This window comes from Amycolatopsis sp. cg13, from assembly GCF_041346965.1.
GTDB lineage: Bacteria > Actinomycetota > Actinomycetes > Mycobacteriales > Pseudonocardiaceae > Amycolatopsis.
Genome location: NZ_CP166848.1, coordinates 2271881 through 2291165, shown reverse-complemented (window position 1 = coordinate 2291165; position 19285 = coordinate 2271881). Strand labels below are relative to the sequence as shown.

Below are 19285 nucleotides of genomic sequence, written 5' to 3'. Positions count from 1 at the left end.
CCGTGATCAGCACTCACGAGCCACCTGCGAAAGCCCGGTATACGCCGCCCCCTTCGCCAACGCCCCCTCCACCTCCTCGGCAGGCAACCCCGCCGCCGCCAGCACTTCCCGGGTATCCGCCCCTGGCGGCCGAGGCGATTCGGCGGCGCACCCAGGCGTCCGGCCGAGCTTCACCGGCACCCCGACCCCGCGATACCCGTCCCGCTCGACCACCATTTCCCGGTGCCGCACCTGCGGAGCGTTCATCGCCTCCGCGATATCGTGCACCGGAGAAGCCGGAACTCCCTTCGCCAGCAACAACTCGGCCAAGGCGTCCCGTTTGTACTGTCCAATCAAGACACGCAGTTCATCACGCAACGCACCCACATTGCTGACCCGATCGGCATTCGAAGCAAACCGCGGATCAGACGCCAGTCCAGGCGCACCGAGCACGTCGACCAGCGCCGCGAACTGCCGGTTATTCCCCGCTCCGACAAAGAAAGGCCCGTCCGCCGTCGAGAAGGTCTCGTACGGCGCGATCGACGGATGCGCCGAACCAGTCCGCCGCGGCACCGCACCGTCCGCGAGCCACGCCGCGGAATGCGGATGCAGCAAGCTGATCACCGTGTCCAGCAAAGAACAATCCACCAGTTGCCCAAGCCCGGACCGTTCCCGCTCGTGCAGCGCCAGCAGGATCCCGGAGAACCCGAGCACCCCGGTCACCACGTCGACAACAGGCACCCCGATCCGCAACGGCGGCCCGTCGGCCTCGCCGTTCACGCTCATCAACCCGCCGTACGCCTGCAGCACCGCGTCGTACCCGGGCAGTCCGCCGAGCGGCCCGTCGGCGCCGAAACCCGTGATGCGGCAATGGATCAGCGCCGGATACTCCGCCCGGATCGTTTCGTCCGGCCAGCCCCACCGCGCGAGCGTGCCCGCCTTGAAGTTCTCCACCACGACGTCCGCGCCCGCGATCAGGGTGCCTAGCAACGAACGACCGTCCGAACCGGACAGATCGAGGACGATGTTCTTCTTGCCCCGGTTGAGGTTCGCGTAATAGGCGCTGGTGCCTTCGGAGAGAAACGGCGGACCCCAGCCGCGCGTCTCGTCCCCGGCGGGCGATTCGACCTTGATCACCTCGGCCCCGTGGTCGGCCAGCATCTGCGTGCAGTACGGCCCGGCCAGCACCCGCGACAGGTCCAGCACCCGCAGCCCGTCGAGCGCGCCCATCAGTACGACCTCGGCAGCCCGAGCACGTGCTGCGACACGTAGTTCAGCACCATTTCCTGGCTGATCGGCGCGAGCCGCAGCAGCCGCGCCTCCCGGAAGTAGCGCTCCACGTGGTACTCCCGCGCGTACCCCATCCCGCCGTGGGTCTGGATCGCCTGGTCGGCGGCCTGGAACCCGGCGTCCGCGCACAGCCACTTCGCCATGTTCGCCTCCTTGCCGGCCGGCAGGCCGTTGTCGTAGCGCCAAGCGGCGTTGCGCGCCATCAGTTCCGCCGCGTCGAGCCGGGTCGCGGCCTCCGCCAGCGGGAACGCCAGCCCCTGGTTCTGCCCGATCGGACGGCCGAACACGTGTCGCTCCCCGGCGTACCGGACCGCGCGCCGCAACGCCGCGCGGCCGATGCCGAGCGCTTCGTGGGCGAGCAGGATGCGTTCCGGGTTGAGGCCGTCGAGCAGGTACCGGAAGCCCTTGCCCTCTTCGCCGACGCGCGCCGATTCCGGCACTCGCAGGCCGTCGATCAGCACTTCGTAGGACGACACCGCGTTGCGGCCGAGCTTGGGGATCGCGCGCAGCTGCACCGCGTCGGAGTCGATGTCCACGACGAACAGGGACATGCCGTCGGTCGGCTTCTCCACCTCGTCGCGCGGCGTGGTGCGGGCGATCAGCACCATCTTCTGCGACTGGCCCGCCTTGGTGATCCAGACCTTCCGGCCGTTCACGACGTAGGAATCGCCGTCACGGCGGGCAAACGTGGAGATGCGCGTGGTGTCGGTGCCCGCGTCCGGCTCGGTCACGCCGAAGCAGACGTGCAGCGAACCGTCGACCGCGCCGGGCAGGATCTCCTGGCGCATTTCCTCGCTGCCGTGCTTGACGATCGTGTTGAGCCCGAAGATCGTCAGGTGCATCGTGCTGCACCCGTTCATCCCTGCCCCGGACGCGGCCACTTCTTCCAGCAGCAGCGCGGCTTCGAGGATGCCGAGCCCGCCGCCGCCGTACTGCTCCGGGATCGCCATGCCGAGCCAGCCCGCGGAGGCGAACGCGTCGTAGAACTCGCTCGGGAACTCGGCGCGTTCGTCGCGTTCCGCCCAGTACTCGTCGGGGAACCGGGCGGCCAGCTCGCGCACGGCGCGCCGGATGTCCTCCTGGTCTTGGGTCAGCTGGAAGTCCACAGTGCCGCTCTCCATCATGCGCATATAAGAACGCTGGGTTCGGATATACGTCCAACGTAAGGCGACGCGCGCTTCGGGTCAAGCGCTGCCAGGGTGGCTGTCGCGATAGGGTTCGTATGTACGAACGCAGGGGAGTCCGTCATGACCGAGTCGACCGCCAAGGCCCACCGGACGGTCGGGCGCGTCACGAGCATCCTGGAGTGCGTCGCGCGGCAGCCCGGGATGCGGCTGCACGAGCTGTCGGTGGCTCTCGACGCGCCGAAATCCTCGGTGTTCGGCCTGGTCAAAGGGCTGGTGTCGACCGGCTACCTGATCGAGGCCGACGGCGCCTATCAGCTCGGCCCCGCGCTGGGGAACCTGCTCACCGGCGGCCTGCCCGGCATCGCGACCGCGGCCCGGCCCGCGCTGGAGGAGCTGCGCCGCCGCTTCGGCGAGACGGTGATGCTCGGCGCCGCGGTCGGGGATTCGCTGATCTACGTGGACGCGGTCGAGTCCGAGCAGCCGATCCGCTACTCCGCGCCGTTGCGCACGCGACGGCCGCTGTACCCGCCGAGCGCGGGCAAGATCTTCCTCGCGTACTGGTCGGCGCGCCGGCGCGAGGCGTACCTGAAGTCGGTGCTCCCGGACGCCGAGCGGGTGCGGGCGGCGATGGACGAACTCGACACCGTCCGCGCCAAGGGCGTCGCGCTCAACCGCGGCGAAACGCTGCCCGACGTGAGCGCGGCCGCGCGCCCGATCCTGGTCGACGGAGAGGTCGTCGCGGCCATCGCGGTCGCGGGCCCGACCACGCGGATTTCCGAACGACTGCCCGAGATCGGCGACGCGCTGGGCGACATCACGGCGGCGGTCGTGAAGCGCTGGGAAGCCGCGCGCCAGGGCTGATTGCTCGTCCGTGCCTATCGCGGTGAGAACCGTGATCAACACGCACGAGACCCGGCCTTGCCCCTTGACCGGTGTGTTCGCGGTCTCTTAGCATCCGGATATACGCATCAAGCGTTCCCAAATACGCACGCAACGGCGCGCGCCGGCTGGCTTCCGCTCGCCTGTGCCCCAGTTCCGGAGAGCAGGACCATGCCCAGTATTGTGGACGACAGCGTCGGAACGACCCGGAAAGCCCCGCGCGGAGTCGGGGTGGCGGTGGTCGTCGGCTCCGCGCTCGAATGGTTCGATTTCTACCTCTACGCGTCGATGGCCGCGCTGGTGTTCGGCCACGTCTTCTTCCCGCCCGGCAACGACGCCGCGGCGACGATGGCCTCGGTCGCGACCTTCGCCGTCGGGTTCCTGGCCCGGCCGATCGGCGGCATTGTCTTCGGCGCGCTCGGCGACCGCATCGGCCGCAAGAAGGTGCTGTCCTGGACCTTCGTGCTGATGGGCGTTTCCTCGGCAGGGATCGGATTGTTGCCCAGTTACGCGAGCGCCGGACTTCTCGCGCCGGTGCTGCTCGTCGTGCTGCGGCTGTTGCAAGGACTGGGCGCCGGCGCGGAATTCGGCGGCGCGATCGCGGTCGCGTACGAGCACGCTGACCCGCGTAAACGCGGGCGGCAAGGTTCGTGGCCCGCGCTGGGCGTGAACGTCGGGTTGCTGGTTTCCTCGCTCGCCGTCGCCGGACTGACCACTTTGGACAAAGAATTCCTGCACGGGTTCGGCTGGCGGATCCCGTTCCTGGCCAGCTTCCTGCTCGTCGGCGTCGGGCTGTGGGTGCGCCGCCGGGTGCCGGAGACGCCGGCGTTCGAGAACCTGGTGCGCACCAAGCGAAACCGGCCGCGCGGCTGGGCGAACCGGCCGCTGGTCAAGCTGTTCCGCAGCGACTGGCGCGCGCTGACGGTGGTCATGGTGATCACCATCGGCTACAACGGCGTCAGCTACGTGTTCAAGACTTTCTCGCTCGCCTATCTGACGAATTTCCGTGGTGTACCAGCGAATATCGGCGCACTGGGGATCAGCATCGCGAGCGGGATGGCGATCGTCACGGTGCCGATCGCCGGATGGATCAGCGACCGGATCGGCGCGAAAAAGGTCGTGGTCGCCGGCGCGGTGGCGACGGGATTGCTGGCGTTCCCGTTCTTCTGGCTGCTCGACACCGGCACGAGCTGGTTCATCTGGCTCGGCCTCGTGCTGGCGACCGGCATCGTGGTCCCGGCGATGCTGTCGGCGCAGGGCGCGTTCCTGGCCAAGCAGTTCCCGGCCGAGGTCCGCTCGACCGGTCTCGGCACCGGCCGCGAGGTCGGGGGAGCGGTGTCCGGCGGGCTCGCGCCGCTGGCCGCGCTGGCGATTGTGGAAGCGTCCGCGACGCACGCGACCTGGGGTGTTTCGCTGCTGTTCGTGGCGGGCGCGTTGTGCATCGGGCTCGGGGCGCTGGCCGATCAGAGCCGTGGCGCGCTCAACTGAGCCGTGGCCACCGGGTGCGGGTTTTGGGCAGTTCCGGACCATAGACGGCTTCGGCGACCGAGCGTTTCAGGTTCGCGCAGTGGTGCAGCACGTGCGCCGGAAACCCAGTGCCGGAAGGACGTTCCGGCGGCTTCTCGGCACCGGCGGGCGTGAGCGTCCAGCCGGAACCGAGGTCGATCAGGCTCCGGTGTTTCGTGGTGTAGTACTCCGGCGAAACGTCGATCGCCACGCCGGTCGCGCCTGCCGCGGCGGCGACCAGGTGGAGGTGGAAACGGCTGGAGATCCACGTCTGGCCCGCGGCGAGCGGAAGGCCGCGGTGCCACACGTCGCGGAACGGGTGGAACTCCGCGCCGGGAAGTTCGTGTTCCAGCAACGCGAAAACCTCGCGGTCGACGCGAGGAATCCCTTCCACCACAGCGAGTTCGCCCGGCGGCAGCCGCCACGCGCGCACCAGGTCGAGCACCTGCGCCGCGAGCACGGACGGCCGCTCGGCGCCGATGTCCGACTGCACGCACAGGACGAACTCCCGCGAGGTCGGCGTCGTCGGCGGATGCGGGTCGAGAAAGACGTCGTCGCAAGTCCGCTCGACGCCCGCGACCCCGTGCAGGAGTTCGGCGGACGGATCGTCGCGGACGTCGACGACGTCGAACCGCTCGGCGAGCGCTCGCAACAAACCGGCCGCGCCCGGAGAAAACGGGACGAAGCCCTGTCCGGTCATCGCGGAGCGAGCATGAGAACGCTGTGCCGCGGCAGCGGCCCCGGCGACCAGTCCCAGGTGCCGGGGCCACAGCGCGTTGATATAGCCGCCGCCGATCAGATGCACGACGTCGAGCCGGCCGAGCAGTTCGATCCCCGCGTCCCAGCGCGGTGCACGACCGGGATCGTGCACCGCGGCTTGTACCCAGGACGCGACTTCCCACGGATCGTCCGACGGCGCTTCGCCGCAGAGCCGCCACAACGTGTCTGTGCAGCGCAACCGCGGATGCAGGTCGCCGAACAAATGCTGGGCCGGTCCCGGCGAATGCGTGTCGAGCCAGACTTCGGCGTCCGGTTCGGTGCGGGCCAAGCGGCGGATCCAGGCAGCGGCGATCAGTTCGTCGCCGAAGTTCGGATAACCGCTCGGCCCGACCAGGTAATGCCGGCGGGGGGACGGGGCTCGGGTCACGAAGCGACAGTAAGCTGCGTGTCCAACGCCTGTTCGCCCTGGGCCTTTTCGCTGCCGCTCGGCTCGGCCTGCACGCGGTCCTTGGCGACGCCGTCGCCCTCGAGCGCGGTCGAAATCGCCTGCGCGCGCTCTTCGGAAAGCTTCTTCGCCTTTTCCGCGTCCGGGTAACCGGCGTGGGTCTCGACCTTCAGCTTGACATCATTGCCCTGCATGGCTTTCGCGATCGCGGCGAGGCCTTCCTTGGCCTGGCTGGTCAGTTCCGCCTTCTCCGGCTCGAACTTGATCGGCGAGGCCTGCGAGGCCTGCTGGATCGCCGCGGTGACCGCCTGCGCGGCCGGGCCGCCGTTCTGCCCGGGGGCTCCGTTCTGGCCGGAGGCGCCGTTCTGCCCGTTCTCGCCGGACTGGGCGGCTCCGCTGGGCTGTGCGGCTCCGCTGGACTGCGCGGTGTTCTGCCCGGACGCACCGGATCCGGACGAGTCGTTCGATCCGCCCGACCCGCACGCGCTGACCAGCGCGATGACGGCTGCGGCCCCGACGACCGCCTTGACGAGTGCCCTCTGCATGGGAATTGCGCTCCTTCGGCTGGGTTCGCCGGGATCTGAACACGCCACCCATTCGGCGGCAACCGCAGCCCGCCCGGCGACCGCACCGAGCCACCACGCGGTTTCGCGCTGTCAGCAGGGCGGGGGCGGCGCACAGCGGCCTCACCCGGCAAGGTCGACATCCACCCGGGTGAGGGACCCGGTCAGTCCACAAAGGACAGTCTGAAATGCCGGTGTTCCGGCTGGTGTATAACGTCCTATTCAGCTCGCCGTGAGGCATTTCGCCCAGCCTTGCCGACGGCGAACCGGAGGCGCGCGTCCGGTCCGCTCCGGCACGGAAAGCCCCGGGGACCCGCTACGGATTCCAGGGGTGCATCTCAGGGTGTTCCCCGATGCCGAGCCGTCAGAGCCGCCAGCATGCTGATTGCTGTGACCCTCATAACGCGGAAGGCCAGGGCGACGGCGCCGGTCATCGCCGCCGCGGCCTTGGCTTTTTCGCTGGTGCCGATCCTCCTGTTGCACGTGGTGGCGGGCACGATCGACCCGGTCCGCGACGTGATCAGCGACTACGTCTTCCCGCCCGGCGGTGCGGTGCTGCTGGCGGCGGCTTCGCTCGGGCTGGCCGGCGCGTCGCTGGCGGTCCGGCACGCGCTGCTGAGGCAGGGGTTGCCGAAGCGCAGCTGGGAATCGGTGCTGATCGCGTTGTGGGCGGCCGGATTGGTCATCGCGACGTTCTTCCCGACCGATCCGAACGGCGTCGAAACGTCGTTTTCCGGTGCGGTGCACCGGTATGCGGGCGCGACGATGTTCGTGTGCCTGCCGCTGGCGGGATGGTTGCTGGCGCGCCGGCGGCCGGAAGCGAAGGCGGTGCGCTGGCTTTCCCTGGCGTCCGGTACCGCTTCGCTCGCCTTTCTGCTGGCCCACGCGCCATTGCTGGAGCAGTCCGTGCCTGAGTTCCTCGGGTTGTTCGAACGCGTGCTGTACGCCCTGCTCTACGCACAACTTTTCGCCGTCACCGCGATGGCCCGATCCGAGGTGGCCGCATGACGATCCTCGCCATCGCACTCGCCGTGCTCGGCGCGGTTTTCTTTTCCACCGGTGCGCTTCTGCAGCACGGCGTGGTCACCGGATTGTCCGGCCGGCCGCGGATCGGGGAGCTGATCCGGGCGCCGCGCTGGCTCGGCGGGCTCGCCCTGCTCGGTTCGGGGGCGGGCGTGCACGCGGTCGCACTCGGGATGGCCCCGCTGACCGTCGTGCAGCCGGTCGGGGTGATTGCCGTTGCGATTACTGCGATTCTCGACCGACGACGGCGGGATTTGCCCGCGGTCGCGGTCACCATGCTCGGCGTCGGGACGTTCGTCACCGTCGCCGCTGGCAGCACTACGAGCACCGCGGTCGGTGCCGACGCGCAAACGCGCGCGGCACTGCTGGTGCTGGGGGGCGTGGCGCTGCTGACTTTGGTCGGCGCGATTTCTTCGCGTCCGTCGATCCGCGGGCTGTGTTTCGGCGCGGCCGGCGGCGCTGCCTACGGCTTCGTTTCGGTGTTGATGCGAGCGGTTTCCCTCGAAGTGCAAGAGGGCACGGTCGACTTCAGCACCGCTGTGTCGGTCGCCGCGATGGTGACGGCGCTGCTGGCCGGCGGCTGGCTCGTGCAGCTGTCCTACCGATGCGGTCCGCCGCACCTCGCCGTCGCGTGCCTGACCGTCGTGGATCCGCTGGTCGCGGTGGGTCTCGGCGCCGGAGTGCTCGGCGAAGCCACCCACCTCGACGCCACGGCGACCGCGGTCGCGCTGACCGCGGCGGTCCTGGCGGTCGGCGGCGTCGCGGTGCTGAGCCGCAGCAGCTCTTCTCCTGTCCATTCCACCAGATCGGAGCACCCTGTGAACGACGACCGGGCTTTGCGCATCGTGGTCGCCGCCGAAACCTATCCGCCGGACGTCAACGGCGCGGCGCAGTTCGCGTACCGGCTGTCCGCCGGGCTCGCCGGCCGGGGGCACGAGGTCCACGTGATCAGCGTCGACCCGAACGGCCCGGCGAGCACCGAAAGAGACGGCGACGTCGTGGTGCACCGGGTCCGGTCGCATCGCACCCCGTTCCACCGGACCTTCCGGATCGGCCTGCCCTGGGAAGTGAGCAAGGACGTCGCTGCACTGCTGGAGGAGCTGCAGCCCGACCTCGTGCACGTCCAGGCGCATTTCGTGGTCGGCAGGTACGTCCTGAAGCACGCCGCCGCGATGGGCATTCCGGCGGTGGCGACGAACCACTTCATGCCGGAGAACCTGTTCGGTCATGTGCGGGTGCCGATGTGGCTGCGCGGCGCGGCTGCGCGGTGGGCTTGGCGGGATCTGACGCGAGTGTTCTCGTCGGCCCGCGTGGTGACGGCGCCGACGCCGCGTGCGGTGGAACTGTTGCACGACAACGGTTTCCCGGAGCGGGCGATCCCGGTTTCGTGCGGCATCGACATCGACCGCTACCGGTTGCGCAAGGTTTCGCGGACGTCCGGCGATCCGACGGTGTTGTTCGTCGGACGGCTTGACGAGGAGAAGCGCGTCGACCAGCTGTTGCGCGCGGTCGCGCTGCTGCCTGGACTGCGGGCGGAGATCGTCGGCGACGGTTCGTGCCGGGCGGACTGGGAAAAGCTGGCGAGCGAGCTCGGGATCGCCGACCGGGTGCGGTTCCGCGGGTTTGTGTCCGAAGAAGACTTGCTGGACGCGTACGCGGCGGCGGATCTCTTCTGCATGCCAGGGATCGCCGAATTGCAGAGCCTCGCGACGATGGAGGCGATGGCGGCCGGGAAACCGGTGGTGGTCGCGGACGCGATGGCGTTGCCGCACCTGTGCCGTCCGGGATACAACGGCTGGCTTTTCGAGCCGGGCAACGTGGGGGACCTGGCCGAGCGGCTGCACGCGGTGATCGCCGACCCGGCGACGCTGGCGCGGATGGGGGCGGCGAGCGGCAAGTTGATCGCCGGGCACGCGCTGGAGTCCTCTTTGGACTCTTTCGAGGCCTGCTACGCCGAGGCGATGGGCCGGGTCGCGGCGGTGCCCGCGGCCGCCTGAGCCTCTCGGGGGAACTGGGGATGGCCGGGTTCGCCGGACGAAGGGGAGGGATCCGGCGAACCCGGCCGGACTCTACGCGAGAGTGATCGCGTAGAGCTGGACCCGTGGATCGTTCGGCAGGCTCACCGACTGGACGGTCTTGGCGCCGTCCACTGTGGAGGAGATGCCGAACAGCCGCACCGGCGGGCCGTCGACACCGCTGCCCGCCTTGATCCGGTGCGGCATGTCGAGCACGACAGTCGTGCCGGACGGCGTCGACCCGGCCCAGTCGCCGAACGTCACCGGGAGATCCGCGCTGGATCCGTCGTTGTAGTGCACGGTCAGCGAGGTGGAGACCGGGCCGTTGTGCGACGAGCCGATCACCTGGACCGCCTGATGCTTTCCGGCGGGCAGCAGCAGCGATTGCCCGCGTGCTTCCACGAAGTTCGCCGCGGTGCCGGTGGGATCGGGCGCTGCGTAGGTGACTCCATTGTGGACGAATGTGCCCGCTGGCGGCATCAGGTCGGCGTCGTAACTCCAGCCGCTGCCGTCGAAGTTGCCCTCGGTGGACGCAGCGACGGTCGCAGTCCCGTCGTGGTTGCGGTCGTGGCTGAGGTCGACCGCGCACTGGGTTCCGGACGTCGTCGCGCACACTGTCGGTTCTCGGACCTCGATGCTCGCGGTGCGCGTTATGGTGTTCGCACCTGGCCCGGCTGCCTTGAGCTGCACCGAATACGTGCCGACTGGCGTGTTCGTCGGAATGGTCACCGTGACCGGCGCGGTCTTCTGCGTCGGCAACTGGAAGGACCACAGCAGCTGCAGCGGTTCGGTCTGCACCTTCCAGCCGGACGGTGCCGTCGACGTCACGAAGACCGGTTGCGCTCCAGGGTTCTGACCGAGGACGTCCAGGTTAAAGTGGACAGTCTGCGCCGAGGATTGCTGCGGCAGCACAACGGAACTCGGCCGCAACGTCGCATCAACATGTCGACGAAGATCGCCGGTCGCCTTGTTCACCGACGGCGGTTCCGTGCCCGGCTGCGTGCCCCAGTTCGACGGATTCGCACCGACTTGGTAGGCGAGCTGGCCGCCGTGCGCGACGGCGGACCAGTCGAGCCAGGTCTGCCGGACGTCCCGGCCGTTGAGCGAAACGCTTTGCACGTAACGGTTCGCGTCGCTCGCGCTGGGCGCGGTGACGGTGAGCGTCCCGCCTTGCTTGCCCTCGTACTGTCCGATCTGGACAGTCGCCGATTCGAACTGCGGACTGGACACGGCGAGGAAGTTCGCGCCGCTCATCGTCGGGTACAGGCCGAGCGAGGAGAAGACGTACCAGGCGGACATCGTGCCGAGGTCGTCGTTGCCGGTCATGCCGTCCGGGCCGGTGGTGAACAACGTCATCGCCGCGCGGACGACGGTCGCGGTCTTCGCCGGCGCGCCGACCCAGTTGTACATGTAGGGGGAGAGCAGGTCGGGTTCGTTGTTGGGGTTGTAGGTGGCCTTGGCGTAGTAGTCGTACGGGCTGGCGATCCAGTCCTTGCGCGCGGTGCCCGCCGGGTCCTTGAGCAGGTTGTCGTAGGCGAAGAAGGAGTCGAGCCGCTTTTCGGTCGCCTGCTTGCCGCCCATCAGCGAGGTGAGCCCGGCCGGATCCTGCGGGACGAGCCACTGGTACTGGTAGGCGCCGCCCTCGTGGAACTGGTGGTCGGCGTCGACCGGGTTGTACGGCGTGAGCCAGGTGCCGTCGGTGGTGCGTGGCCGGAACTGCTTGTCGGCGGCGTTCCAGACGTTGCGGTACCACTGGCCCCGGTCGGCGAACGTGCGCGCGTCGGACTGGTGGCCCAAACCCTTGGCCATCAACGCGAGCGCGGCGTCGGCGGCGGAGTACTCCATGGACGCCGAGGTCGGATGCTCGCAGTCGTTGTCGCCGCCTTTGGCCGCGCAATCCTTGCCGAGGGTGAGGCCGCTTGGGATATAGCCGCGGTCGTTGTAGTAATTCACGCCGGAACGGCCGTTGTACGGCGAATCGGCGGGCGGCGTGCTCGTAGCGTTCTTCTTGAGCAGCCCGTACGCCTCCTCCTCGTGCCCGGCCAGCAAGCCCTTCGACCAGGCCTCGACGAGGAACGGCGTGACGGGGTCGCCGGTCATGATGTTCGTTTCACTGCCCGCCAGCGCCCATCTCGGCAGCCAGCCGCCGTCGCGGCCGATCGACAGCACGGACAGCGCGACATCCCGGGCGACCTGCGGTTCCAGCATCTCGAGGAGCTGGTTCTGCGGGCGATAAGTATCCCAAAGGGAGAAGTTCTGATACGGCGTGTAACCGTTGGCGCGGTGGACCTTGCCGTCGAAACCGGCGTAGTCGCCGCTGATGTCGCCAGCCAGGTTCGGGTGCAGCTGCGCGTGGTAAAGCGAGGTGTAGAACGCCGTCTGACGTTCGGTAGTGCCGCCGCTGATCTTGATCGCGCCGAGCCGGTCCGCCCACTGCTTGCGCAACGCGGTGCGGGTGGCGTCGAAGTCGTAACTGTCGCTGGTTTCTTTCGCGAGATTGTCCCGCGCGCCGGCGAGACCGGTGTAAGAGAGCCCCACCTTGAGGACGACATCGTGGTCAGTGGCCGCGTCGAAGCTGACCCACGCGCCGTTCCCGCCCGTGCCCGCGGCGTCGCGGCTGCCCGCGGTGCGGGTGGTGCCGCGCCAGGTGCCGTAGGAGGCGAACGGGCGGTCGAAGGTCGCGGTGAAGTAGACGGTGTGCTCGTCGTGCCCGGCGCAGAAGCCGCCCGCGCGCACGCGACCCTCGAGGGTCCGGTCGCCGACGACGTGGATCTCGGAATCCTTCACGGACTGGTTCGCCTGGCCGGTGTTGAAAAGCACGTTGGCCTGGCCGGTGGACGGGAAGGTGTAGCGCTGCCAGCCGGTGCGCGGGGTGGCGGTGAGCTCGGCGTTGACGCCGTACTTCTTCAGCCCGACGCGGTAGTAGCCGGGTTCGGCCTTCTCGTCGTCGTGGCTGTACTCGGATTTATAGGAGTTCTTGTCGACCGAGTCGACGGCTCCCGTGGTCGGCATGACCGGCAGTTCGCCCATCACGCCGCAGCCGACGCCGGAGAGGTGGGTCTGGCTGAAGCCGTAGATCGAGTTCTGCTGGTAGTCGTAGCCGCCCTGGCCGCCGGTGTCGGGGCTGACCTGGACCATGCCGAAGGGCGCGCTGGCTCCGGGGAAGGTGTTGCCGAAGTTCTGCGTGCCGACGAACGGGTTGACCAGCGAGATCGGATCCGCTCCTGTCGTTGCTGCGGTGGCGCTGCCGGTTGTGCTGGACATCAGCCCGGCCACTGCGAAGCTCGCTGCCGCGATCGCGGCTACCCGTCTCTTCTGCGACCACATGGGCGCGCTACCTCCAGGGCTGACAACGTTGTCATCGTGCGAGCCGGTGCGGGGGCGACCGGCTGGTGAGCAGCTTTTCATCCTGGAGGGGGTTTGAGAAGGGCGACAACGGGACAGCTTCCGGGCCCGCGTTTCGTGTGGGGAGCCTCGCTGGCTTCTCCTCCGGTGGTTGCCTTCCCGGTCAGCGATGGTTCGTGAGGGTTCCCCTTCCGAAACCTTGGTTGCGTGGGGCACCCCGAAGCTTGAGTGTGCTGACGGTCTGGGGGTGCTTGTCAAGGCGGGAAAGATGCCTTGACAAGCACCCCCGAACCGCAGGGCGGCTTCGTATCGGGGTGCGGGGGAGGGGCTGGGTGCCTCGAACCTTGGGTGCGTCGGTGCCTGTTTAGGCGTGGGGCGTGAGGGTTCCCCTCACGGAATCAGAGTTCCTCAGGGTTCCCCTCACGGCCCGCTGCGGTCCGTCCGTGAAGGGCTCCTTGAGGGAATCAGATTCCTTCGAGGGGTCCTTCACGGACCGCCAGTTCTGGCAATCGCAGCACCGCCTGCGCGCCGCCGTCGGGCAGGTTCCCGAACTCCAGTTCCGCACCCAGCACCCGCGCTTGCGCGACCGCGATCGTCAACCCCAAGCCGTGCCCGCCGCTGCGGGCGTCCGTGCCGGTCCGGAACCGTGCGGGTCCTTCGCGGAGCAGGACATCCGGATACCCCGGGCCCCGGTCGCTGACCACAACGCACCGGCCATGGACCTGCACCGTCACCGGCGCGGACCCGTGCTTGGCCGCGTTCGACAGCAGATTCGCCAGGATTCGCTCGAGCCGCCGGGGATCCGTCCGTACCTGGACCGCGTGAGGAGCGACCGCGTCCGGCACCCGGCGCCGTACGAACTCCGCCAGGTCGATTTCCGCCAGGTCCGCTCGTTCGGCGGCGGTGTCCAAGCGGGCCACCTCCAGTACGTCCTCCACCAGCGACCGCAGCGCGGCCACCCGGTCGCGGACCAGTTCGGCCGGGCGTCCGGGCGGCAGCAATTCGGCAGCGGTCACCAGGCCGGTCACTGGGGTCCGCAGTTCGTGGGCGATGTCCGCGGTGACCCGTTGTTCCGCAGCCAACCGCATTTGCAACGCGTCCGCCATCGCGTCGACTGCCTGCGCAAGATCGGCCGCTTCGTCGCGCGGACGTGGGCCGATCGCGTCGCGCACCCTGGCCGGAGCGCCGTTCGCGACGTCCCGGGCGGCATCGGCGGCCCGCCGGAGTCGACGTGCCATCCCGGCGCCGAGCACGACGCCCAGCAGTGCCCCGGCGACGGTCACGACAGCGGAACCCGCCAGCAATTCCCGGTCCAAAGTGGCCAGTGCCTGTTTTTGCGACGCATAACTGGTCCGCACCGAGACCACGTGCCCGCCGGTTTCGGCCGCTGCCCAGAGAACCGGTCCGTCCAAATAGGTCGCTCGGTTGCCCCCGCGGACGGCGTCGCGCAGGGGAGCGGGCAGTGTCGGATCGTCGAATTGGCCGTCGACACCGGGGTTGCGCAGAAGCAGCTGGATCCATTCGTCCTGCGCATGACGCGCCTGCTCGGCTTGCGTGCGCGCGAATTGCTGGTGCACCAGCAAACTCAGCGTCAACGCGACGGCGGCCGACACTAGAGTCACCGCCGCGGTAAGCCGCCACCGGAGCGTGGCCGGGAAGAGTTTCACGGCTCGGCGCGGAGCTTGTATCCGAAGCCCCGCACGGTCTGCAGCCGTTCCTGGCCGATCTTCACGCGCAGCCGTTGCACGTGGACGTCGACCACTCGCGTATCGCCGCCCCACGCGTAATCCCAGACGCTGGCCAGCAGCGTGTCCCGGCTGAGCACGATGCCGGGCGACTCGGCGAAACGCAGCAGCAGCCGCAGTTCGGTGGGGGTCAGGTCCACCGGCTGACCGGCCCGGCGCACGTCCAGCCCGGCGCGGTCGATTTCGAGATCGCCGAAGCGGACGAACGCGTCCTCCTCGGGCCCGGACCAGCCGCTTCGCCTCAGCACCGCTTGGATCCGCGCGATCAGCACGGCGGTGTCGAACGGTTTGGTGACGTAGTCGTCGGCACCGGCTTCGAGGCCGAGCACGACGTCGACCGAATCGTCGCGCGCGGAGACCATCAGCACCGGCGTCCGGCTTTCCTCGCGGATCCGTCGGCACAGGCTGACGCCGTTGAGCCCGGGGAGCATCACGTCGAGCAACGCCACGTCCGGCGGCTGCGCGCGGAACTGGTCGAGCCCGGCGAGCCCGTCCGCGGCCGTCGCGACCCGGAATCCGGCGCGTTCGAGGGCGAGCTGCGTCGCTTCCCGGATCACGTCGTCGTCCTCGACGAGAAGTACCTGCGTCATGTCCCCTCTCACTCCGGCGAGAAACCGGTGCCGGTCCAGCGGTAGCGGGCCACCCCGTTGTTCGGGCCGGTCGCCGACATCGTGGCCAGCTGCCCGTCGAGCACGGTCAGCATGGCCCCGGCGTTCTCCAGCCTGAACAGCTGTTTCCCGCCGATGGTGTAGACGTAGCCGCCGAGATACGCGCTGACCGGCACGCCGGTCGCGCCGCTGCTGCCGGTGCCCGGGGCGCCGACCGCGCCGCACGGATAGACGTTGACCACGACGTCGACCTCGCCGGTCAGCTCGTGATAGGCGGTGCTGACGGGATACGACCCGGCGCTCGGACCGTACGGACACGGTCGCAACGCCGCCTTCGTCCTGGCGCTGACCGTCGGATCCGCGCGCAGCAGAGCGACCGCGTCCACAGTCGGGCCGCGCGGGTTGTTCGCCGGGGCCGGGGCTGCCGCCGCCGATGGAGCTGGCCCGGCGACGCGCACACCGTCCACATCGGAGCAAGCAGTGAGCGACAGCACCGCAAACGCCGCGACCGCTGTCCTCCGCATGCTTCGCACAGTAGCCATTTTGCCGTCCGCGCGCTGCTCGGGGAGCGCTGTTACAAAACCGATGGGTTTCCTCCGGGCCGCCGCAACGCGATTCCCGGCGGCCGGTAATCCGCCGTTCCTACCTTGGCGGGGAATCGACCAGGGAGGAGTCCGATGAGGACGGAAACGGTGCGGGACCCGGCGGAAACCCGGGTGCCGAAGGGACGCTTGCTGGGCGTGGACGCGGTCCGCGCGCTGGCGATCGTCGGGGTGTTCATCGAGCATTTCTTCGCCAGCGGCTGGTTGCACGGCGGCCCGCCCGACCAGGCCCCGGGGATCTTGACGTGGCTGAACGTGCAGACGTCGTCTCGGGCGATGAGCCTGTTCGTGCTGCTCTTCGGGCTGTCCGCGGCGCTGATGACCGGCGGCTCGACCCCGTACGAGGGGAACGAGAAGTGGCGCGCCCGCGGCAGGCTCGCGGTCCGGGCGGTGGTGTTGTTCCTGCTCAGCCTGGCGATCGACGAGTACGGCATGTCGGTGATCGAGTACTACGCGGTGCTCCTGCTCCTTCTGCTGCCGCTGACCCGGCTGCGCGCACGGACGTTGTTCATTCTCTCCGGAATCGCCGTGCCCGCGATGACGCTATACGCGTTCTGGGTGTTCAACGCGCATTCCGACTGGATGATGTCCGGGTCCGAAACGGCGAGCGGGCTCGCGATCTTCGGGCATCCCGAACAATGGGGCGAGTTCTTCAAGGGAATGGTGCTGTTCGGCGGCGGTTTCCAGATCGCGTACGGCCTGCCTTTGGCGTTGGCGGGAATGGCGATCGGCCGCCTCGACCTTCGCGCGCACCAGGTCCGGATTCGGTTGCTGTGCACCGGTTTCGTGCTCGCCGCCGCGTCGATCCTTGCTTCGTGGATCGCCACCTATCCGCTGGGCGGAGCCGAGGCGATCGCGACGACCCCGCCGCCCGGGATGCCGTGGCAGGTGCTGCTGGCGATGCCGCCGGACGGATCGCTGTACGCCACGAGCCCGCTAGGCATCGTGCTCATGATCGGCGTCGCGATGGTGCTGCTCGGCGGACTGCTGATCGCCTTGGACCGGCCGCTCGGCCGTCGTGCGCTGTGGCCGCTCGCTGCCGCCGGCGGCATGGCTTTTACCTGGTATGCGGCACATTTCGCGGTGTTGAAGCTGGCGTCGAAGCCGTATTCCTTCGTGTTTCTCGCGATGGTGGTCGCGGTGATGCTGGCGGCGTCAGTGGCGTGGCGGCATTGGCGGCGGCGCGGTCCGCTGGAATGGCTGGTGCACCGGGCGACCCTGCTCGTGCCCTGAGACTCAGCGGGCGCGGGGTCCGGCGGTTTCGCGGATCCCGCGCAGCACCGTCACGAGCGTGATCACGGCGGCCAGCATGATGTAGAAGGCCGGGGAGAGCTTGTATCCGGTCGCGGCGACGAGCCAGGTCGCGATGTACGGCGCGGTGCCGCCGAAGAGCGAAACCGCGATGTTGTACGGAATCGCGATAGCGCCGGAACGGATGCGCGGCGGGAACAGTTCGGCCATCGCCGCACTCGCGGCACCGTCGTAAGCGGCGATCAGCAGCCCCAGCACCACCATTCCGACAACGGCGAGCACCGGATTTCCCAGCGACATCAGCACCAGCGCGGGCCAGGTGAGCACGACGAACCCGGCAGTGCTCGCGATGAGCAGCGGCTTGCGTCCGATCCGGTCGGACAGCGCACCGGCGACCGGGACCGCCGCGGCCACGACGGCGAGACACACGGTGGCCGCGACGAATGATTCGATTTTCGAGAAATGCAGCGTTTTCTGCAGATAGCTGGGCATGAACGTCTGCAGCGTCCAATGTGCGACGCCCTTGACCACGACCAGTCCGGCGAGCACCAGCATCGCTCGGCCGCCGGTGCGGAAGGAGTCGCGCAGCGGGCTTTCGGCGACCTGGCCGGTGCGTTCGAGATCGTGGAACTCCGGGGTGTCGGTGAGCCGCGTCCGCAGGTACAGCCCGGCCAGGCCGAGCGGAAGGGCCAGCAGGAACGGCAACCGCCAGCCCCACGCGGACATCGTCGCGTCGCCGAGCGTCGCGGTGAGCAGCAGCGCGAGCCCGGAGCCGACGACGAAGGCGGCGAAACCAAAAGTGTTGGAGAAACTCGTGTAGTAGCCGCGACGGTTCGGCGGCGCGAATTCGTAGAGGACGGTGACCGCGCTGGACGTCTCGCCGCCCGCGGCGAAGCCTTGCACCAGCCGGGCGAGCACGAGCAGCAGCGGCGCTAGCGTGCCGACCGCCTGGTGCGTCGGCAGCACGCCGATGGCGAACGTCGACAGCGAGGTGGCGAGCACGACGATCGCGAGCACCCGCTGCCTGCCGATGCGGTCGGCGAGCGGGCCGAAGAACAGCCCGCCCAGCGGCCGGATCACGAACCCGGCGGCGAACACCGCGAACGTCGACAGCAATGCCGCGGTGGCGTCGCCGTCGGCGAAGAAGTTGTCGGCGATGAAGGCCGACAGCGTGCCGTAGAGGCCGACGTCGAACCACTCCACGAAGTGGCCGGCACCGGCGGCGAACACGACCTTGCGCGGCGAAACCGTTGCCGGAGCCGAAGTTCCCAGAGTCTGTTCGGACATGACGGACCTCGTTGTCTGTCGGCGGGGACCGTCCGTGAAGGGCTCCTTGAGGGAATCAGATTCCCTCAAGGAGCCCTTCACGGACGGACGGGGGAGGGAGTGTGGGCCGGGCCGAGGTAGCCGAGCCCGATGCTGACCGTGTCGGCCGCTTCGACGACGAGCGCGCCGAGTTCGGCCTCGCGTTCGTCCAGTGCGATGGCGGAAAGCGCGCCGGACAGCGAAATCGCGGCGGCGATCTCGCCGGTGTGGTCGCGCACCGGGGCGGCGATGCAGGCCCGGCCCAGCGCTAGTTCCTCGATCTCGGTCGTGTAGCCGCGCCCGGCGGACGCGGTCAGGTCGGCACCGAGGGCGTCGAGGGTGGTGTGGGTGTGCGAAGTGAACCCGGGCAGCGGTTCGGCGCCGAGCAGTTCGGCTCGCTGCTCGGCGGTGGTGTCGAGCAGCAGGCTTTTGCCCATGCCGGTGGCGTGCAACGGATTGAGCTGCCCCATCAGAGAAAACGACTTCTGGGCCAGCTGGCCTTCGACGTTCAGCAGGTAGAACAGCGACGAGCCGCGCCGCACCGCGACGTTCGCGCCCAGCCCGAGTTCCCAGGCCAGCCGCTGGGCGACCGGGCGGGCCTGCCGGTAGATCGGATTGTTGTTGAGCGCGATGCCCGCCATGGTCAGCACTGCCGGGCCCAGCTCGTACAGCTGGCTCACCGGATCGCGCTGCACCAGCTCGGCCGCTTCGAGCGTCGCGAGCAGTCGCGAGGTGGTGGACACGCCCAGCCCGACCTCCGCGGCCACATCGGACACGCGCAGTGCGGGGCGGCCGGGGGTGAAGGCGCGAAGCACCGCCGAGGCTCGCTCGACGCTTTGATTGCCACCGGTCTCGGAAACCATGGTCCTGAGTATGGGTAGC

Annotated in this window: 15 protein-coding genes; 5 read left to right on the top strand and 10 right to left on the bottom strand. The window is 69.0% G+C overall.

The features are described from left to right. Window positions 1-6 precede the first annotated feature (6 nt). Together AB5I40_RS10245 and AB5I40_RS10240 are read right to left on the bottom strand one after the other, a co-directional pair. Entirely contained in the window at window positions 7-1209 is a 1203-nt protein-coding gene (locus AB5I40_RS10245) for a CaiB/BaiF CoA transferase family protein (RefSeq protein WP_370938220.1), read from the bottom strand. Further along, window positions 1209-2399 carry an acyl-CoA dehydrogenase family protein gene (locus AB5I40_RS10240; protein WP_370938219.1) on the bottom strand — a complete coding sequence of 397 codons (1191 nt, stop codon included), beginning with the start codon at window positions 2397-2399 and terminating at the stop codon, window positions 1209-1211. Before AB5I40_RS10240 ends, AB5I40_RS10245 begins: the two co-directional genes overlap by 1 nt. Window positions 2400-2516: 117 nt before the next feature. On the opposite strand from AB5I40_RS10240, the gene AB5I40_RS10235 reads away from it, so the two are divergent. Both AB5I40_RS10235 and AB5I40_RS10230 read left to right on the top strand, forming a co-directional pair. Next, window positions 2517-3257, top strand: coding sequence for an IclR family transcriptional regulator (locus AB5I40_RS10235; protein ID WP_370938218.1), 741 nt, complete (start codon window positions 2517-2519; stop codon window positions 3255-3257). 189 nt (window positions 3258-3446) lie between these two features. Then, window positions 3447-4763 (top strand): MFS transporter, encoded by a 1317-nt coding sequence (locus tag AB5I40_RS10230; protein WP_370938217.1) that lies wholly within the window; start codon window positions 3447-3449, stop codon window positions 4761-4763. Here the strand turns inward: AB5I40_RS10230 and AB5I40_RS10225 are convergent. Both AB5I40_RS10225 and AB5I40_RS10220 read right to left on the bottom strand, forming a co-directional pair. Next, entirely contained in the window at window positions 4756-5928 is a 1173-nt protein-coding gene (locus AB5I40_RS10225) for a polysaccharide pyruvyl transferase family protein (protein WP_370938216.1), read from the bottom strand. The genes AB5I40_RS10230 and AB5I40_RS10225 overlap by 8 nt on opposite strands. After that, window positions 5925-6491, bottom strand: a complete 567-nt coding sequence (locus tag AB5I40_RS10220; RefSeq protein WP_370938215.1) for an OmpA family protein — start codon at window positions 6489-6491, stop codon at window positions 5925-5927. Before AB5I40_RS10220 ends, AB5I40_RS10225 begins: the two co-directional genes overlap by 4 nt. Before the next feature lie 408 nt (window positions 6492-6899). Between AB5I40_RS10220 and AB5I40_RS10215 the strand changes: the two genes are divergently transcribed. Both AB5I40_RS10215 and AB5I40_RS10210 read left to right on the top strand, forming a co-directional pair. Continuing rightward, on the top strand, window positions 6900-7517 hold the full coding sequence (locus AB5I40_RS10215) for a DUF998 domain-containing protein (RefSeq protein ID WP_370938214.1): 618 nt from the start codon (window positions 6900-6902) through the stop codon (window positions 7515-7517). Beyond that, window positions 7514-9529 carry a glycosyltransferase gene (locus AB5I40_RS10210; RefSeq protein WP_370938213.1) on the top strand — a complete coding sequence of 672 codons (2016 nt, stop codon included), beginning with the start codon at window positions 7514-7516 and terminating at the stop codon, window positions 9527-9529. The genes AB5I40_RS10215 and AB5I40_RS10210 overlap by 4 nt, the downstream gene beginning before the upstream one ends. A gap of 72 nt (window positions 9530-9601) precedes the next feature. Here the strand turns inward: AB5I40_RS10210 and AB5I40_RS10205 are convergent, their stop codons facing one another. From AB5I40_RS10205 to AB5I40_RS10190, 4 genes are all read right to left on the bottom strand, one after another. Continuing rightward, on the bottom strand, window positions 9602-12874 hold the full coding sequence (locus AB5I40_RS10205) for a GH92 family glycosyl hydrolase (RefSeq protein ID WP_370938212.1): 3273 nt from the start codon (window positions 12872-12874) through the stop codon (window positions 9602-9604). Window positions 12875-13356: 482 nt separating this feature from the next. Then, complete coding sequence (locus AB5I40_RS10200) at window positions 13357-14505, bottom strand: sensor histidine kinase (protein ID WP_370938210.1); 1149 nt, start codon at window positions 14503-14505, stop codon at window positions 13357-13359. Window positions 14506-14555: 50 nt separating this feature from the next. Further along, on the bottom strand, window positions 14556-15227 hold the full coding sequence (gene cseB / locus AB5I40_RS10195) for a two-component system response regulator CseB (RefSeq protein ID WP_370938209.1): 672 nt from the start codon (window positions 15225-15227) through the stop codon (window positions 14556-14558). Window positions 15228-15235: 8 nt separating this feature from the next. Next, complete coding sequence (locus AB5I40_RS10190) at window positions 15236-15769, bottom strand: hypothetical protein (protein WP_370938207.1); 534 nt, start codon at window positions 15767-15769, stop codon at window positions 15236-15238. 153 nt (window positions 15770-15922) lie between these two features. On the opposite strand from AB5I40_RS10190, the gene AB5I40_RS10185 reads away from it, so the two are divergent. Then, entirely contained in the window at window positions 15923-17080 is a 1158-nt protein-coding gene (locus tag AB5I40_RS10185; protein WP_370938206.1) for a DUF418 domain-containing protein, read from the top strand. A 3-nt stretch (window positions 17081-17083) separates the two neighbouring features. Here AB5I40_RS10185 and AB5I40_RS10180 read toward each other — a convergent pair whose 3' ends face one another. Together AB5I40_RS10180 and AB5I40_RS10175 are read right to left on the bottom strand one after the other, a co-directional pair. Continuing rightward, window positions 17084-18385 carry an MFS transporter gene (locus AB5I40_RS10180; RefSeq protein ID WP_370938205.1) on the bottom strand — a complete coding sequence of 434 codons (1302 nt, stop codon included), beginning with the start codon at window positions 18383-18385 and terminating at the stop codon, window positions 17084-17086. 77 nt (window positions 18386-18462) lie between these two features. Continuing rightward, window positions 18463-19266 carry an IclR family transcriptional regulator gene (locus tag AB5I40_RS10175; RefSeq protein ID WP_370938204.1) on the bottom strand — a complete coding sequence of 268 codons (804 nt, stop codon included), beginning with the start codon at window positions 19264-19266 and terminating at the stop codon, window positions 18463-18465. Window positions 19267-19285 lie beyond the last annotated feature (19 nt).

Bases quoted from the DNA above. Each gene is read 5' to 3' on its own strand.
- AB5I40_RS10245 (WP_370938220.1), bottom strand. From the start codon at position 1,209: ATGGGCGCGCTCGACGGGCTGCGGGTGCTGGACCTGTCGCGGGTGCTG.
- AB5I40_RS10240 (WP_370938219.1), bottom strand. From the start codon at position 2,399: ATGCGCATGATGGAGAGCGGCACTGTGGACTTCCAGCTGACCCAAGAC.
- AB5I40_RS10235 (WP_370938218.1), top strand. From the start codon at position 2,517: ATGACCGAGTCGACCGCCAAGGCCCACCGGACGGTCGGGCGCGTCACG.
- AB5I40_RS10230 (WP_370938217.1), top strand. From the start codon at position 3,447: ATGCCCAGTATTGTGGACGACAGCGTCGGAACGACCCGGAAAGCCCCG.
- AB5I40_RS10220 (WP_370938215.1), bottom strand. From the start codon at position 6,491: ATGCAGAGGGCACTCGTCAAGGCGGTCGTCGGGGCCGCAGCCGTCATC.
- AB5I40_RS10210 (WP_370938213.1), top strand. From the start codon at position 7,514: ATGACGATCCTCGCCATCGCACTCGCCGTGCTCGGCGCGGTTTTCTTT.
- AB5I40_RS10205 (WP_370938212.1), bottom strand. From the start codon at position 12,874: ATGTGGTCGCAGAAGAGACGGGTAGCCGCGATCGCGGCAGCGAGCTTC.
- cseB (WP_370938209.1), bottom strand. From the start codon at position 15,227: ATGACGCAGGTACTTCTCGTCGAGGACGACGACGTGATCCGGGAAGCG.
- AB5I40_RS10190 (WP_370938207.1), bottom strand. From the start codon at position 15,769: ATGCGGAGGACAGCGGTCGCGGCGTTTGCGGTGCTGTCGCTCACTGCT.
- AB5I40_RS10185 (WP_370938206.1), top strand. From the start codon at position 15,923: ATGAGGACGGAAACGGTGCGGGACCCGGCGGAAACCCGGGTGCCGAAG.
- AB5I40_RS10180 (WP_370938205.1), bottom strand. From the start codon at position 18,385: ATGTCCGAACAGACTCTGGGAACTTCGGCTCCGGCAACGGTTTCGCCG.
- AB5I40_RS10175 (WP_370938204.1), bottom strand. From the start codon at position 19,266: ATGGTTTCCGAGACCGGTGGCAATCAAAGCGTCGAGCGAGCCTCGGCG.